The organism is Lacrimispora sp. (assembly GCF_036758025.1).
Classification (GTDB): Bacteria; Bacillota; Clostridia; order Lachnospirales; family Lachnospiraceae; genus Lacrimispora.
Genome location: NZ_DAIOXM010000015.1, coordinates 48,711 through 64,172, shown reverse-complemented (window position 1 = coordinate 64,172; position 15,462 = coordinate 48,711). Strand labels below are relative to the sequence as shown.

Sequence of the window (15,462 nt, the reverse complement as noted above, 5' to 3'; positions counted from 1 at the left end):
ATGTTAAAATGTGAAAGAACCAGTGTCATGAACATAGAAAATGCCATCCGGGGCGCAAGAAATCCCATGAACAGCTGGCATAAGATGGACAGCAGCTACGACGAAGAAGGGGATTACATCTTAGGCCCCAATGATTTGGGACTTGCCAGACGGCTTAGAAAGGCGGGAAGCGACCATCGCAAATACATCCGCCAGATTTTCGTATCCGTGGACATTACGGCTCCCCTTTACTGGTGGAAGGAGTACGACACCTACAAGGCAGGCACCACAGCTAACTCCACCAGCACCATGCATAAGATTCACAGCAAGCCCTTTGAACTGGAAGATTTCAGCCACGACCATATGACGGAAGAGACCCTGTCATTTATGAAAACCGTTGTTTCCCAACTGGAAACCATCCGTCTCCGTTACTTGGAAACAAAGGATAAAAAGGACTGGTATGATTTAATCCAGCTCCTTCCATCCAGCTATAACCAGATGAGGACATGCACTTTGAATTACGAAAACCTGATCAACATGTATTTTGCAAGGCGAAGCCATAAGCTGGTGGAATGGCATACCTTCTGCCAATGGGTAGAATCCCTTCCTTATGGAAAAGAGCTGATTCTTGGGGAGGAAGAGTAATGAATATCATTGTTGCTGTGGATAAAAACTGGTCCATCGGCAATCAGGGCCAGCTTCTGGTGTCCATTCCTGAGGATAAAAAGCTGTTTCGGGAGGAAACCCTTGGAAAGGTGATCGTCATGGGACGAAAGACCCTGGAGAGCCTTCCCGGAAAACAGCCTCTGTATGGAAGAACCAATATTGTGCTGACCAGAAATCCCGATTATAAAGTAAAGGGTGCCCTGATTTGCCACAGTGCTGAGGAGGTTTTAAAAGAGCTTCAAAAGTACAGGAGTGAAGATTGCTTCATTATAGGAGGACAGAGCATATACGAAGAGTTCCTGCCTTACTGCGATACAGCTCATGTGACCTATATTGATTATACTTACAGCGCTGACACCCATTTCCCTGATCTGGACCAGGACCCTTCCTGGGAAATGGCGGCAGAGAGCGAGGAACAGACGTATTTTGATCTGTGCTACACCTTCCGCATGTACCGGAAGAAAGAACTGTAACCGGTTTATGGTTTCCAGTTTGATAAAAGTTTAATAATATTTTTTAATAAATATTGTCAGTTACCATGAAAAATGGTAAGATGATAAGAGTGCTATTTTGCCTGATTGCTGGGGAAGGCTGTCAGGAAATGTAAACAGAAATATTCATGAAGATATTAGGAGGATAAAGATGTATAAGATTTTAAAAGCAGAACTGTTAGCTGACAAGATCTATCTGATGGATGTGGAAGCACCCCGGATTGCCAAGTCCTGCCAGCCTGGCGAATTTGTCATTGTCAAAATGGATGAGAAAGGAGAAAGAATTCCCCTGACCATCTGCGACTATGACCGCGAGAAGGGAAGCATCACCATCGTTTTCCAGACAGTGGGCTCCAGTACGGAGAAAATGGCAGTATTGACAACAGGTGACAGCTTTGAAGATGTGGTTGGACCTCTGGGCAATGCGTCTGAATTCATTCATGAAGACATAGAGGAATTAAAGAAAAAGAAATTTTTATTCGTGGCCGGAGGCGTGGGAACAGCTCCTGTTTATCCTCAGGTAAAATGGATGAAAGAACACGGCATTGATGTTGATGTAATCGTAGGCTCCAAAACCAAGGATTTGTTGATCCTGGAGGATGCTATGAGGAAACAGGCCGGAAATTTATATGTGACCACTGATGACGGTTCCTATGAAAGAAAAGGAATGGTTACAGAGGTGATCAAGGATCTGGTTCAGAACCAGGGGAAAAAGTACGATGTATGCGTAGCCATCGGCCCTATGATCATGATGAAGTTTGTCTGCCTTTTAACAAAGGAATTGGACATTCCTACTATTGTCAGCTTAAATCCGGTTATGGTAGACGGAACCGGCATGTGCGGTGCCTGTCGTGTTACTGTTGGCGGAGAAGTGAAGTTTGCCTGTGTAGACGGACCTGAGTTTGACGGCCACATGGTTAATTTTGACGAAGCAATGAAGCGCCAGATGATGTATAAATCAGAAGAAGGACGTAAAGTCTTAAAGGTGATTGAAGGCGACACACATCATGGTGGATGCGGACAGTGCGGAGGTGACGAGTAATGGATGTTTTAAAGAAAGTTCCCGTAAGGGAGCAGGACCCAAAAGTAAGAGCAACAAACTTTGAAGAAGTTTGTCTTGGATATAATGAAGAGGAAGCAATGGAAGAAGCTACCCGCTGCATTCAGTGTAAAAATCCGAAATGCGTGGTTGGCTGCCCCGTATCCATTAACATACCAGGATTTATTCAGAAAGTAGTAGAAGGAAACCACGAAGAGGCTGCAAAGATCATTGCTGAGTCCTCCGCCCTTCCGGCTGTCTGCGGACGTGTATGTCCTCAGGAGAGCCAGTGTGAAGGCGTGTGTATCAGAGGAATCAAAGGCGAGCCTGTTTCCATCGGAAAGCTGGAGCGTTTTGTAGCAGACTGGTCCAGGGAGAACGGCTTTGTGCCTGCTGCCCCTGAAACCACCAACGGCAAGAAGGTTGCAGTGATCGGTTCCGGACCTGCAGGTTTAACGTGTGCCGGAGACTTAGCTAAGATGGGCTATGAAGTTACTATATTTGAAGCCCTTCACGAGCCAGGCGGTGTATTGACCTATGGAATTCCGGAATTCCGTCTTCCAAAGGAAACAGTAGTTAAGACAGAAATCGACAACGTAAGAAAGCTTGGCGTTAAGATTGAGACCAACGTTATTATAGGAAAATCCGTGACCATTGATGAGCTTTTCGAAGAAGAAGGCTTCCAGGCCGTATTCATCGGTTCAGGAGCAGGACTTCCTATGTTTATGGGAATTCCAGGCGAAAATGCCAACGGCGTATTCTCTGCCAACGAATATCTGACCAGAAGCAACCTGATGAAGGCATTCCGTTCTGACTATGATACTCCGATTGCAGCAGGAAATAGAGTTGCTGTCGTAGGAGGCGGAAACGTTGCCATGGATGCGGCCAGAACCGCTCTCCGTCTTGGTGCAACTGTTTACGTGGTATATAGAAGAAGTGAGGCTGAACTTCCTGCCAGAGTGGAAGAAGTTCACCACGCAAAGGAAGAAGGCATTATCTTCAATCTGCTGACCAACCCGGTAGAGATCCTCACCGATGAAAAGGGCTGGGTAAATGGAATGAAATGCGTTAGAATGGAACTTGGTGAGCCGGATGCTTCCGGAAGAAGAAGACCTGTTGAGATAGAGGGTTCTGAGTTTGTCCTTGATGTGGATACTGTTATTATGTCCCTGGGAACTTCCCCCAACCCGCTGATCTCCAACACCACCAAGGGTCTGGATATCAACAAGCGCAAATGTATTATTGCAGATGAGTCCAATGGTCAGACAAGCCGTGAAGGCGTATTTGCCGGAGGCGATGCTGTGTCTGGAGCTGCAACTGTTATTCTGGCTATGGAAGCCGGACGTGCAGGTGCAAAAGGAATTGATGAATATCTTTCAAACAAGAATTAAGCCTTCTTAAATAGAAAGTGATATAAAGACAGGGCTGCCGGTCATCCGGCGGCCCTTTTAGACGGAGTATAGCTGCTTATGAGCAAAAATGTGGATTTATTGAACGGACGTATTTTTACCTCTCTGACCAGTCTGGCTCTGCCGATTATGGCAACGGCCATGGTCCAGATGGCCTACAATCTGACAGATATGGCCTGGATCGGCCTGGTGGGCTCTCAGGCAGTGACCGCAGTAGGTGCAGGAGGCATGTACGTCTGGCTGTCTCAGGGTGTAGTTGCCCTGGCCAAAATGGGCGGGCAGGTAAAGGTGGCCCAGGCTCTGGGAAGCCAGAAGACAGAAGAAGCGGCAGAGTACGCTTCCGGTTCCCTTCAAATGGGGATTTTATTTGCCCTGATCTATGGGGCAGTGACATTACTGGCAGCCAAGCCCCTGATTGGATTTTTTGGGTTGAGTGAAACAGCCACAGTCCGGGATGCAGAAATTTATTTAAGAGTTACCTGCGGCCTGACTCTGTTCCCATTTTTAAATTCCATTATTACCGGAATCATGACGGCAATGGGAGACAGCAAAACGCCTCTGATGGCAAATCTGATAGGTCTGGTTTTAAATATGATTCTGGACCCTCTCCTTATTTTCGGCTTCGGCCCGGTCAAAGGGACAGGGGTGTTTGGGGCAGCGGCTGCCACGGTCATGGCTCAGGCTGTTGTAACCATGGTATTCTTTTTTTTCATGAAAAAAGATCAGCTGCTTTTTCATAAAGTAAAGATATTTCACAAGGTTTCCAGAGGTCATATGAAAGCCATCATTCAAATCGGATTTCCGGCTTCCATACAAAATCTGATTTATACCAGTATTTCCATGGTCCTGACCCGTTTTGTAGCCGAATTCGGAGACAAGGCTGTAGCAGTCCAGAGGGTAGGAGGCCAGATTGAATCCATTTCCTGGATGACAGCCGAGGGGTTCGGTGCTGCCATTAATTCCTTCAGCGGTCAGAATTTTGGAGCAGGACGGTTGGGAAGGGTGAAAAAAGGATATTTTACTGCGGCCGGCGTCATACTTGTATGGGGACTCCTTTGTTCGGCTTTGTTAATGGGGCTGCCGGGACCAATCTTCGGATTATTCATCCATGAGGCTGATGTTATCGCCCTGGGTGTGGACTATCTGGTAATCATAGGCATTTCCCAGATGTTTATGTGTGTGGAGCTGACCACTGTGGGAGCGCTGTCCGGCCTGGGGAGAACCCTTCTTTGCTCGGTAATCAGCGTTGTATTTACCTCTGCCAGAATTCCTCTTGCAATGGTTCTGGGCAGAACAAGCCTTGGGCTCAATGGAATATGGTGGGCTTTTACCATTTCCAGTGTCGTAAAAGGGGTCTTATTTTTCCTCTGTTTTCTTTGGGTGGCAAAGGACCTTTCTAAAAAAAATCTAAAATTTCTAAATAAGACTTGAATTTTACCTCTGTTTTAAGTAACATATAAGGTAGAAAATACTCTAAAAGGAACAGACGATGAAACGAAAAGTACAGATTAGTTATGAAAAGAATGCTGCTGCCTTAAAAAGGCTGGTCTGCGGTCTGCTTATAGGCGCCATGGTCTGCAGCCAATCCGTACCTGCCTGGGCCACGGCAAAAGCGGAAAAAGAGAAACAGGAAGCGCAGAAAAAGCTGAATGAGGCCAACCAAAAGGCCAAGGAAGCGGAAAGCGGAAAGAGTGCTGCTCAGAATCAGGTGTCCAAGCTGTCCTCTGATTTAACCGCTCTGTTATCGGACATGAAAGTTCTGGAGGCCGATATGGCCAGTAAGGAAGCTGACATCAAGCAGGCTGAAATTGATTATGATGCAGCTAAGAAAGAGGAAGAAAAGCAGTATTCTTCCATGAAAAAGAGAATTCAGTACATGTACGAAAAGGGAGATACGGAATATCTGGATATTTTCCTTCACGTAAAGGACATGTCTGACCTTCTTAACAAAGCCGAGTATGTGGAAGGAATCTATTCATACGATCGGAAGATGCTGGTGGCTTTTCAGGAGACAAAGCAGAAGGTGGCTGACTACAAGTCTGACTTAGAAGAGGACAAGGCTGAGATGGAAGTCATGGAGCTGGAGTACAAGGACCAGCAGGGAAAGCTTGAAAACCTGATTGCCACAAAAAAGAAAGAAGTTTCCAATTTTGACAGCCAGCTTGCAAAGGCCAAGCAGGATGCAGCCGTTTATGCTCAGACGGTGGCAAAGAAGAATGAAGAGATCCGCAAGTCCAAGGAAGAGGAAGCCAGAAGAAAGGCTGCTGAAGAGGCCAGGAAGAAAGCCGAGGAAGAGGCCAGAAAGAAAGCGTCTTCTCCATCCAAACGGTCTACTTCTGCCAATAATACATACACCGGCCCTACTGCTGCAAAGAGCAGCGGCGGAACGGCATCAGGCCGTGCAATTGCAGACTACGGACTTCAGTTCGTTGGAAATCCCTATGTATTCGGCGGGACAAGCCTGACCAAGGGAGCGGATTGCTCCGGATTTATCCAGTCGGTTTACCGGAATTTTGGTTATTCTATTCCAAGAAGCTCCTCGGAACAGCGTTCTGCAGGGCGGGAGGTTTCCTATTCTGAAGCACAGCCGGGAGATATTATCTGTTATGCAGGCCACGTGGGAATCTATATCGGAAACGGCCAGATCGTCCACGCCAGCACTCCGGCCACAGGAATCAAGGTGGGAACGGCAACTTACCGTACCATCCTTTCAGTCAGAAGAATTGTATAAAGCGTATTAAAATATGGAAGGCAGGAGATTTCCTGCTTTCCTTTTTTTCGGCCAATTCGCCTAAATTCAGATAGCAGAGGAAATCTGCCAAATTATGTATGGCATGGCTGAATCGTAACGTTCAACAGTCGGGAGGGAGGAAAAAAGACTTGCGGAATTTGGCATAATATGAGAAAATATGAAAAGGTATGATGTGATTTATTTAACAAAATACTTTTCACAATTATTACTTATTTGAAAGGAGTTTTAACATGATTTATTCACAGGAAGTAGAAGAGATGTGCGTAGTGGCACAGGGCGTTCATCACGGCGCGGCTCCAATCCCGGAAGAAGCAAAATGGGTAAAATCAAGAGAAGTTAAAGATATCTCCGGTTTAACACACGGTGTTGGCTGGTGTGCTCCCCAGCAGGGTGCATGTAAGCTGACCCTGAATGTAAAAGAAGGAATTATTCAGGAGGCGCTGGTAGAGACAATCGGATGTTCAGGAATGACTCATTCTGCTGCTATGGCATCAGAGATTCTTCCGGGCCTGACTGTTTTAGAGGCGTTGAATACAGACCTTGTTTGTGATGCCATCAATACAGCTATGAGAGAATTATTCTTACAGATCGCGTATGGCAGAACTCAGAGTGCATTTTCTGAAGACGGACTTCCTGTCGGTGCGGGACTGGAAGACTTGGGAAAAGGACTTCGTTCACAGGTTGGTACCATGTATGGAACTTTAAAGAAAGGTCCTCGTTACTTAGAGATGGCTGAAGGTTATGTAACCGGAATCGCACTGGATGAGGAAGACCAGATCATTGGTTATCAGTTCGTAAGCCTTGGCAAGATGACTGACTTCATTAAGAAGGGCGACGACCCGAATACAGCTTGGGAAAAGGCAAAAGGGCAGTATGGCCGCGTTGCGGAAGCTGCTAAGATCATTGACCCAAGACATGAATAATCGGGTGAGAAACGTTTGTTGGAATCCGGTTCTCACAGTGAAGACATTTGGCCAATAATAAGGAGGACAAGATAATGGCATTATTTGAATCATATGAGAGAAGAATTGACAAAATCAATTCTGTATTAAATAGCTACGGTATTGCTTCTATCGAAGAAGCTGAAAAGATTACAAAGGATGCAGGTCTGGATGTGTACGAGCAGGTTAAGAAGATCCAGCCCATCTGTTTTGAAAATGCTTGCTGGGCTTACATTGCAGGTGCTGCCATTGCGATCAAGAAGGATTGCAGAAAAGCAGCAGATGCAGCAGCAGCCATCGGCGAGGGCCTTCAGGCTTTCTGTATTCCAGGTTCTGTTGCCGACCAGCGTAAGGTAGGTTTGGGACATGGAAACTTAGGAAAGATGCTTCTGGAAGAAGAAACAGAATGTTTCTGTTTCCTGGCAGGACATGAGTCCTTTGCAGCAGCAGAGGGTGCCATCGGTATTGCCGAGAAGGCAAACAAGGTTCGCCAGAATCCTTTAAGAGTTATCTTAAACGGTTTAGGAAAGGATGCAGCTCAGATCATTTCCAGAATCAACGGATTTACATATGTGGAAACAGAGATGGATTATTATACAGGCGAAGTAAAAGAGCTTTGGAGAAAATCCTATTCACAGGGATTGAGAGCAAAGGTTAACTGCTATGGAGCCAATGACGTAACAGAAGGCGTTGCTATTATGGCTAAGGAAGGCGTTGACGTTTCCATCACAGGAAACTCCACCAACCCAACCAGATTCCAGCATCCGGTAGCAGGAACCTATAAGAAGGAATGTATGGAAAACGGAAAGAAGTATTTTTCCGTGGCTTCCGGCGGCGGTACAGGACGTACCCTTCACCCGGATAACATGGCAGCAGGCCCGGCTTCCTACGGTATGACAGATACCATGGGACGTATGCACTCTGATGCTCAGTTTGCAGGTTCTTCTTCTGTTCCGGCTCATGTGGAAATGATGGGTCTGATCGGTATGGGTAACAATCCTATGGTTGGAGCTACTGTTGCTGTTGCGGTAAGCATTGAAGAATGTGCTTCTGCGGGTAAGTTTTAAGGAAAAACCTTGATTTTACAGGGAAAAATGATGTTTTTTGAGGAAGAGGAGTTCGCCTTCGGGCGGCTCCTTTTTCGTGTTCATAAGTACAGAAATTGACACTTGCCTGCCATTTTTTGGGGTATAAAAATAACGCCCCTTGTCAGGACGCCATGGAAATATCAAGGTTGAACGGGCTATAAAGAAAAATGCCCTCAAGATTAGTATGAGGGCATTTTTCTGACCTTGGTTTAAGCAGTCAACAATACTTCATTAACAACCTATTGTTATTTCCGCATTGCTATCCATAGCTTGGCACCTCCGTCTATAATGATGTGTTTTTTGATGAACACAATATTATTATGAGCATAATTGATAAAAATATTATGGTAATAAACAGCAAATAAAAAATGGGGAAGTAAGCTAAAGGAAATTTAAACCAGTAACTCAGAATTGGAATGCAAAATGAGATAAGTCAATGGGTCATAAATTGAACCCTGCCAACATTAAAATGCCAATTAGGTATAACGTCTTTTTTAGCCGGAATCACTTTATAACCTGCTTTGGCCATGGCTTCCATGAAGCATTGTGAAGTGATTTGGTACCCCATATCAACCCCCGTTAAGTGGTTGAAGCGTGCTTTCAGACCATAAGCAGTCTGTTGATAATTAATACTTGGAATCATCTTATAGTTAAAAATAATGTGATCGATCAAAGTATCCTGATCAGGAAGAGATAGGTCAGAAAAATGATTAGCGTTTTTCATGGAACGTCCCCTTTCGTCTATAGTTAGTTCTGGAATGAGCCTTCAAATTAATTATATGAGAAATGTAAAAATATATGTCAAATAAATTAAAAAGAATGCCACGCAGCACCAAAGAAGGAATCCAACCCTGCACCAACCATTAAACTGATATTTAATTAGTTTTAAGCGACCACATCCCGTCATCCCGAAAATGAGTAAGCGTCACCTTTTTGTGCACATCGTTTATTGTAACGTCACAAATATAGGTGGTCTGGCGGAAGCGTTTATCTATATCCGCAATGCGGTCAATAGCAATATCAGTATACGTTCCGTCAGAAAAAATGTATCGAAAATAAAGGGGAACACAATCGCCCCGGATGTTAAAACTGGCGATCACCGGCACTGTACGCATAAAGGATAAATCGATGTATTCGTTTCGGCGGGATTTGGTTAAGTTAGCCGACATTTTCATCACCTCAATACGGATTATAACAAACATATGTTCGAAAAACAATAGGAAGTAAAAGGAAAAAGGAGGGAGGAAGCGATATGAAACTGGAAGATAAAAAGAAAGTCACTGTCCGGATATACCCTGTAAGGCAGTACGGCATTGTGACCGGGAGCCATGAGGGTCTGATGGGGGAGTATACCACCTATCCGATGTCTGTTTTCTTTTACTCAAAACGACACTTATCCACAGTAATGTGGAAACAATTGTGGATTAGGTGTTAATATCTGAAAATACGACACGAAACTGCAAATTGTTACAGCCTAGTTATACACAAACAAGAAAGGAAGTGAGCCTGATGGTGGCTCACAATTCCATTCTGGAAGGTATGGGGCCAAACACAAAGAGAAAACCAAGTAACGGAAAACTCAACGCTGGAAGTTACAACGGGTCTGCATGGAGTCCCTGGAACCAGCAGTAACAATTAGTATTTAGTGAAGAATCGGAGCTGCCCGTGAAACAGCAAAGGAGAGTGATTGATATTTAATTTAACTTATAAATTGTATAATTTAGATATGCAGCTAAAATACACCATAAAAGATATGGAATTTGCAGGTACGCAGCAATGGGACTTATTTTATAAAACTGTTGGATCATTATAATAATTAGAATGATTAACGCTATCAGCCATAAAAAAGCAAGTAAATATTGAGAAAATCCAAAGAAAATAATGCTCCAGCAAAAGTTGAAAAATAATTGTAATCCATAAATTTTCAGAGCTTTAGCTGAATTTGTGTTTCCTGACACAAAAATTATGTATGCCGATATTCCCATCAAAATATAAAGCACTGTCCATATAATGGAAAAAATATAGGAAGGAGGGCTAAAAGATGGCTTGTTTAGTGTAGAATACATTGACATGTTCCCACTAATAAGTGCGGATAGAGAGCCGACAGCCAGTGGAATGAGTATTGAAATTATTAAGGCACTTTTGTTTTGGATTTTCATATAATACGCTCCACGAGTATTTACGATAATATATAGAATTACATTAAAAAATATGATCATTTATGCAAGTATTTGCAACACAACATTTATTTTAGGGTCATATAATGAGATAGAAACTATCTGAAATTTTAGAGGTGCTTATTATGGATTATGATTTAAATGAAATAATTTTATTGGTTGAGAATCTGGTAAATCTTATTAGATACACAAGACCAGCCGGAACAAGACAAGAGCAATATAATCAATATTTAGCACTTCTTAGGGAAATAGATCAATTGGAAGACGTAATCGATTTTTTGGAAAGTCAAGTAAAGTCTGATTATCGTATAGGAAAAATCACACGGGAGGAATACAAAAATATCGACCGCATACTTGATTCTCTTGATGATCGTTTGGATCGTGCAGAAGATCTTTTAGAAAAGATTTTTGGTATGAGTTAACAATTATGGGGCGAAAACATGAAATTTCGCCCCAGGGGTAAACAATACAAGCTGTACATAACCTTCCGGCATTACTGGCAGCGCCGGGGTCGGAGGGGATCATTATTTCTTTAAATATTTGATGCAGCATAAAATTACCAGAATACAGGCAATGAATTTTAAAACTTCAGATATATAAATAAGCGATGGTAAAAATTGTATAAAGTAAATTGGCAGATTTCTTAACATGGAACACCTCACTTTGTTTTTAACTAAATTATATTATAAATGATTTAAAATAATAGTAGGTTAATCATTAAGATTGTTTACAGAATTAGTATTTGTCTGGACAAGGAGAAAAAGATGGCAACATTGGCACCAGATCAGAACAAAGCTTTATAGTATCCGGGGCTATTGGAGTAAAATACGCATCGAATCTCTTCCTTATTACAAGGATGTAATAACTTTCTTGCCTACCCTGCACAAATTTTTAGGCAGGCAAGTCTGTGCAGGCAAGTTTTAAACAAACTTTATAAATTAAGAAATTTTATGCCCGTACCGACTTTTGGCTGGTACGGGTTTTTTATTGAAGTTTCTGTTACAAATTTATTTAAAATTCTTGTTACAATTTCTATTTTATTGACAGTTATTTACAAAAATGGTATTATTAAGGAATTCTGCGTCAAAATGTGACAAAATAATTCTGTTTGTCATCAGGCGGCAGAAAAAACATCTGTGTAACTAAAATTATGTATGCAAAAGTGGAGGAAAAGAGAATGAGCGACGAGAAAAAAACAGTGCCCAAGAAGAAAGGAAGAAGGTTAAAGAAAAAACTTTCCGGTTCACCATCAATTAAGAAAAGGCTTTTAGCCAGTGTGATCGGTTTGTCAGTAGCCATAACCGTTCTTTGCGGAATTGCCAGTGCTGTCATTTCATACCGCGAGGCTTTGAGCAACATGAATACCCGGCTGAATGAGAATGCAGCCGCCTACTGTTCTTCTATTGAAAATGCTCTTGAAATATACAGGAGCCGGATCTATACCATTTCTCAGGATCCAGTAGTAACCAACAGGAATGTTTCCGAAGGGAAGCGCAACGAGGCTTTTGCTGAATATTGCAAAAAGTACGGTTTCATTGAGGTGGATATTGCTGATGCTACAGGACGGTCTTCCGTTGGACAGGATGTGAGTCAGAATGATTTTTTTCAGGAAGCCATGGAAGGAAATACCTACATATCTTCTACAATGATCAGTCCTACCATCGGCAGAGTCGTTTTGATGATTTCTGCGCCTATTACCAGAGGCGGGGAGAGGCAGATCGTTTATGCTGTTTTGGATGCTGAAGTATTTACTAAAATGATTGACACAGTATCAGTTGGAAAATCCGGTTATGGATTTATCACGGATAAGGATGGAAAGATTATTGCCCATGAAAGCCATACCGTTGTAGTGTCTCAGTTAAACTACATTGAAAAGGCCAAGGAGGATTCCTCTTATTCTGAACTGGCTGTTATGGTCCAGAAAATGATATCCGGCAAGACCGGCACAGACAATGTCCCTATCAACGGCGTGAAGCATGTTGTTAGCTATACACCTATTCCCAATACCAATGGCTGGGCTATCGGGGTTACAGCAAGAACGACTGAGATGTTAGGCGGATTTTATATTTCTATTGCCATCACAGCCGTAATGACTCTTTGCTTTATTGTTCTTTCTATTGCTATTTCAGTGAGGATTTCCAAACCTATAGTGGAGCCGATTGTATCTTTGGTGGGCAGAATTGAAGCGCTTGCAGAAGGAGATCTGCATACAGAGGTGCCTCAGGTCAACACTGCTGATGAGATAGGAGTTTTGTCTAAATCCTTTACCACAACAGTGGATTTTTTGAAGACCATAATCGAAGAAATTTCCTATATTCTGTCTAACTTGGAGGAAGGAAATTGTGAAGTAGAAACGAGACAGGAGTATTCCGGCGATTTTATTGCCGTTAAAAATTCATTAAACCAGATTGTGAATAATTTAAACTCTGTATTCGGAGTGATTAAGGATGCTTCCAATCAGGTTGCCTCCGGTTCTGATCAGATTTCCAGTGCTTCCCAGTCCCTTGCTTCCGGTGCGGCAGAGCAGGCCTCCACAGTGGAGCAGCTTAATGCCTCCATCACCGAAGTGGCCCGTCAGGCGGGAGAAAATGCGGACAACGTACGCAAGGCTACGGGCTACGTTTCCCATGTTGACGAAGGAATTGTAAAAAGCAACGAGCGAATGAACGACTTAAATGCAGCCATGGGAGATATAGCCGCAGCTTCTGAGAGAATCACTTCCATTACCAAGGTCATCGAAGACATTGCCTTCCAGACTAATATTCTGGCTTTAAATGCAGCTATTGAAGCGGCCCGGGCCGGAGAGGCGGGAAAAGGCTTTGCTGTTGTTTCTGATGAAGTTCGCAATCTTGCGGCCAAGTCCTCTGAGGCAGCCAAGGAGACGGCTGAGCTGATCCAGCATTCTACCGAGATGGTGTTAAGGGGAGAAAACATTGCCAGGGAAACTACCCAGATACTTGAGAATATAGCGGCAGAGGCCAGATTGGCAGATCAGGCTATCCAAAAGATCGAAGTGGCTTCCACTGATCAGGCTCAGGCCATTGAGCAGATCAATCAGGGACTGTTCCAGGTATCAGCTGTTGTACAGACCAATGCGGCTACTGCCGAGGAAAGCTCTGCTTCCAGCCAAGAGCTGGCTGCACAGGCCCAGGCATTGCAGCAGGAAGTAAATAAGTTTAAGTTGAAGGAAGAGGAAGCATTGCCTGAATGGGAAGAAGATGAGTTTGAACCGGATGTTTCGGATGCTGCTTTTGATTCTTCATTTAATTCTGATGATTCTGAGGCGAGTTCTTGGGATTCAGGGAAGTATTAATTTTTTTGGCAATTACTGATATTTCAGTTGCATATTTTATTGGGAATAGATAAAAAACGTAATTTATAAAATGATTTATCTGGATTTGATATATACAGGTCCAGGAAATGAAAAAACCAGAGATTGATATGGGAGAATTTCTCATTCAATCTCTGGTTTTTTAAATAATTTTGCCGATAAATATTTTAGGTTGAATATTAACCTCTCTTTTAATATAATAAAATAAAGTTTGGTTATAGAATAGTATACATTCATAGGAGGACATTATGAAAGACGAAACAAAGTGCCTGCATGCAGGTTATCATCCTAAAAACTCAGAGCCCCGTGTTGTGCCGATTGTACAGAGCACGACTTATGTTTATGATTCCACAGAAGAAGTTGCAGCAGTATTTGACGATCCTACAAGATCCCTGATCTACTCCCGTTTTGCAAATCCTACAGTAATGGCGGTGGAAGATAAAATCGCCGCACTGGAAGGCGGTGTGGGGGCAATGTGTACGACTTCAGGACAAGCTGCCACAATGCTTGCAATATTGAATATATGCAATGCCGGAGACAGTATCATCAGTACTCCGGAAATCTATGGAGGCACAACGAATTTATTTTCCTCTACCTTGAAGAAACTTGGGATTGAGTGTATTTTTGTTAATAAACATGATTCTGACGAAGAAATTGGCAAAGCATTCCGGGAAAATACAAAGGCAGTATTTGGGGAAACCATTGCAAACCCTGCTCTGACGGTTTTAGACATCGAGCGGTTTGCCCGTATAGCCCATGAGCATAATGTTCCTCTTATTGTGGATAATACGTTTGCAACCCCGATTTTGTGCAAGCCTTTTGAATACGGGGCTGATATTATCATTCATTCTACTTCAAAATACATGGATGGACATGCGGTTCAGGTCGGAGGTGTAATTGTTGACAGCGGCAAATTTGACTGGACAAACGGAAAGTTCCCGGAATTGACCGAACCGGATGAGACCTATCATGGAATTTCTTATACGGAAACATATGGAGAAAAGGCATATATTATAAAAGCCAGGATGCAGCTTATGAGAGATTTCGGCGCATATCCTGCGGCTCATTCCGCCTTTTTACTGAACCTGGGCCTGGAGACTTTAGCAGTCAGAATGGAACGATACTGCCAGAATGCATTAAAAGCTGCACGTTACCTGGAGAAGTCTGATAAGGTTGAATCTGTAAAGTACCCAGGTCTGGAAAGCAATGAAGATTATGACCTTGCAAAAAAGTATTTAAAAGGCTGCAGCGGAGTTATTTCATTTATTATTAAAGGCGGAAAGGAAAACGCCATAAAGTTTATGGATTCTCTGCAGTTGGCCTCTAACGAGGTTCATGTGGCAGATATACGGACCTGCGTTCTTCATCCGGCCAGTGAGACTCACAGGCAGCTTACAGACGAGCAGCTGGTTGCCGCCGGTATATCCAGCGGAATGGTACGGTTATCTGTGGGGCTGGAGAATATCGATGATATTCTTGAAGATTTGGATCATGCTCTTTCAAGTATTGAAAATATATAAATATTGATCGTAATTTTTCGAAAGAATCTGTTTGAAATTCATATATGCAGTCATATGGAATAAGCAAAG

15 protein-coding genes are annotated in these 15,462 nt (G+C 43.1%); 12 read left to right on the top strand and 3 right to left on the bottom strand.

Going from position 1 to position 15,462, the window contains the following annotated elements:
* The 8 genes from V7M78_RS13595 (at position 1) to V7M78_RS13560 (ending at position 8,344) form a co-directional block, all read left to right on the top strand.
* Entirely contained in the window at positions 1 to 624 is a 624-nt protein-coding gene (locus V7M78_RS13595) for a hypothetical protein (protein WP_333650411.1), read from the top strand.
* Positions 624 to 1,118 (top strand): dihydrofolate reductase, encoded by a 495-nt coding sequence (locus V7M78_RS13590; RefSeq protein WP_333650409.1) that lies wholly within the window; start codon positions 624 to 626, stop codon positions 1,116 to 1,118. Before V7M78_RS13595 ends, V7M78_RS13590 begins: the two co-directional genes overlap by 1 nt.
* 169 nt (positions 1,119 to 1,287) lie before the next feature.
* Positions 1,288 to 2,178 (top strand): sulfide/dihydroorotate dehydrogenase-like FAD/NAD-binding protein, encoded by an 891-nt coding sequence (locus V7M78_RS13585; RefSeq protein WP_333650407.1) that lies wholly within the window; start codon positions 1,288 to 1,290, stop codon positions 2,176 to 2,178.
* A complete protein-coding gene (gltA, locus tag V7M78_RS13580) occupies positions 2,178 to 3,566 on the top strand; it encodes an NADPH-dependent glutamate synthase (protein WP_333650405.1) in 1,389 nt (462 codons plus the stop codon). The genes V7M78_RS13585 and gltA overlap by 1 nt, the downstream gene beginning before the upstream one ends.
* A gap of 78 nt (positions 3,567 to 3,644) precedes the next feature.
* Positions 3,645 to 5,015, top strand: coding sequence for an MATE family efflux transporter (locus V7M78_RS13575; RefSeq protein ID WP_333650403.1), 1,371 nt, complete (start codon positions 3,645 to 3,647; stop codon positions 5,013 to 5,015).
* Positions 5,016 to 5,073: 58 nt separating this feature from the next.
* On the top strand, positions 5,074 to 6,315 hold the full coding sequence (locus V7M78_RS13570; RefSeq protein ID WP_333650401.1) for a C40 family peptidase: 1,242 nt from the start codon (positions 5,074 to 5,076) through the stop codon (positions 6,313 to 6,315).
* Between the two features lie 251 nt (positions 6,316 to 6,566).
* Positions 6,567 to 7,259: an iron-sulfur cluster assembly scaffold protein gene (locus V7M78_RS13565; protein WP_333650399.1), complete on the top strand. Its 693-nt coding sequence runs from the start codon at positions 6,567 to 6,569 to the stop codon at positions 7,257 to 7,259.
* 74 nt (positions 7,260 to 7,333) lie between these two features.
* Positions 7,334 to 8,344 (top strand): GGGtGRT protein, encoded by a 1,011-nt coding sequence (locus V7M78_RS13560; RefSeq protein WP_333650397.1) that lies wholly within the window; start codon positions 7,334 to 7,336, stop codon positions 8,342 to 8,344.
* A gap of 454 nt (positions 8,345 to 8,798) precedes the next feature.
* Here the strand turns inward: V7M78_RS13560 and V7M78_RS13555 are convergent, their stop codons facing one another.
* The gene (locus V7M78_RS13555) at positions 8,799 to 9,089 is read right to left on the bottom strand and encodes a hypothetical protein (RefSeq protein WP_333650395.1); all 291 of its coding nucleotides are present in this window, start codon (positions 9,087 to 9,089) and stop codon (positions 8,799 to 8,801) included.
* 151 nt (positions 9,090 to 9,240) lie between these two features.
* Positions 9,241 to 9,534, bottom strand: a complete 294-nt coding sequence (locus V7M78_RS13550; RefSeq protein WP_333650393.1) for a hypothetical protein — start codon at positions 9,532 to 9,534, stop codon at positions 9,241 to 9,243.
* An 83-nt stretch (positions 9,535 to 9,617) separates the two neighbouring features.
* Between V7M78_RS13550 and V7M78_RS13545 the strand changes: the two genes are divergently transcribed.
* On the top strand, positions 9,618 to 9,800 hold the full coding sequence (locus tag V7M78_RS13545) for a hypothetical protein (protein ID WP_333650391.1): 183 nt from the start codon (positions 9,618 to 9,620) through the stop codon (positions 9,798 to 9,800).
* A gap of 259 nt (positions 9,801 to 10,059) precedes the next feature.
* Here V7M78_RS13545 and V7M78_RS13540 read toward each other — a convergent pair whose 3' ends face one another.
* Entirely contained in the window at positions 10,060 to 10,524 is a 465-nt protein-coding gene (locus tag V7M78_RS13540; RefSeq protein WP_333650389.1) for a TspO/MBR family protein, read from the bottom strand.
* 143 nt (positions 10,525 to 10,667) lie between these two features.
* On the opposite strand from V7M78_RS13540, the gene V7M78_RS13535 reads away from it, so the two are divergent.
* From V7M78_RS13535 to V7M78_RS13525, 3 genes are all read left to right on the top strand, one after another.
* Positions 10,668 to 10,964: a hypothetical protein gene (locus V7M78_RS13535; RefSeq protein ID WP_333650387.1), complete on the top strand. Its 297-nt coding sequence runs from the start codon at positions 10,668 to 10,670 to the stop codon at positions 10,962 to 10,964.
* Positions 10,965 to 11,719: 755 nt separating this feature from the next.
* Entirely contained in the window at positions 11,720 to 13,855 is a 2,136-nt protein-coding gene (locus V7M78_RS13530; protein ID WP_333650385.1) for a methyl-accepting chemotaxis protein, read from the top strand.
* Between the two features lie 266 nt (positions 13,856 to 14,121).
* Entirely contained in the window at positions 14,122 to 15,393 is a 1,272-nt protein-coding gene (locus V7M78_RS13525; RefSeq protein ID WP_333650383.1) for an O-acetylhomoserine aminocarboxypropyltransferase/cysteine synthase family protein, read from the top strand.
* Positions 15,394 to 15,462 lie beyond the last annotated feature (69 nt).

Excerpts from the sequence above, each read along its gene's own strand:
- V7M78_RS13595 (WP_333650411.1), top strand. The coding sequence starts at position 1 with ATGTTAAAATGTGAAAGAACCAGTGTCATGAACATAGAAAATGCCATC.
- V7M78_RS13590 (WP_333650409.1), top strand. The coding sequence starts at position 624 with ATGAATATCATTGTTGCTGTGGATAAAAACTGGTCCATCGGCAATCAG.
- V7M78_RS13585 (WP_333650407.1), top strand. The coding sequence starts at position 1,288 with ATGTATAAGATTTTAAAAGCAGAACTGTTAGCTGACAAGATCTATCTG.
- gltA (WP_333650405.1), top strand. The coding sequence starts at position 2,178 with ATGGATGTTTTAAAGAAAGTTCCCGTAAGGGAGCAGGACCCAAAAGTA.
- V7M78_RS13575 (WP_333650403.1), top strand. The coding sequence starts at position 3,645 with ATGAGCAAAAATGTGGATTTATTGAACGGACGTATTTTTACCTCTCTG.
- V7M78_RS13570 (WP_333650401.1), top strand. The coding sequence starts at position 5,074 with ATGAAACGAAAAGTACAGATTAGTTATGAAAAGAATGCTGCTGCCTTA.
- V7M78_RS13565 (WP_333650399.1), top strand. The coding sequence starts at position 6,567 with ATGATTTATTCACAGGAAGTAGAAGAGATGTGCGTAGTGGCACAGGGC.
- V7M78_RS13560 (WP_333650397.1), top strand. The coding sequence starts at position 7,334 with ATGGCATTATTTGAATCATATGAGAGAAGAATTGACAAAATCAATTCT.
- V7M78_RS13555 (WP_333650395.1), bottom strand. The coding sequence starts at position 9,089 with ATGAAAAACGCTAATCATTTTTCTGACCTATCTCTTCCTGATCAGGAT.
- V7M78_RS13550 (WP_333650393.1), bottom strand. The coding sequence starts at position 9,534 with ATGTCGGCTAACTTAACCAAATCCCGCCGAAACGAATACATCGATTTA.
- V7M78_RS13545 (WP_333650391.1), top strand. The coding sequence starts at position 9,618 with ATGAAACTGGAAGATAAAAAGAAAGTCACTGTCCGGATATACCCTGTA.
- V7M78_RS13540 (WP_333650389.1), bottom strand. The coding sequence starts at position 10,524 with ATGAAAATCCAAAACAAAAGTGCCTTAATAATTTCAATACTCATTCCA.
- V7M78_RS13535 (WP_333650387.1), top strand. The coding sequence starts at position 10,668 with ATGGATTATGATTTAAATGAAATAATTTTATTGGTTGAGAATCTGGTA.
- V7M78_RS13530 (WP_333650385.1), top strand. The coding sequence starts at position 11,720 with ATGAGCGACGAGAAAAAAACAGTGCCCAAGAAGAAAGGAAGAAGGTTA.
- V7M78_RS13525 (WP_333650383.1), top strand. The coding sequence starts at position 14,122 with ATGAAAGACGAAACAAAGTGCCTGCATGCAGGTTATCATCCTAAAAAC.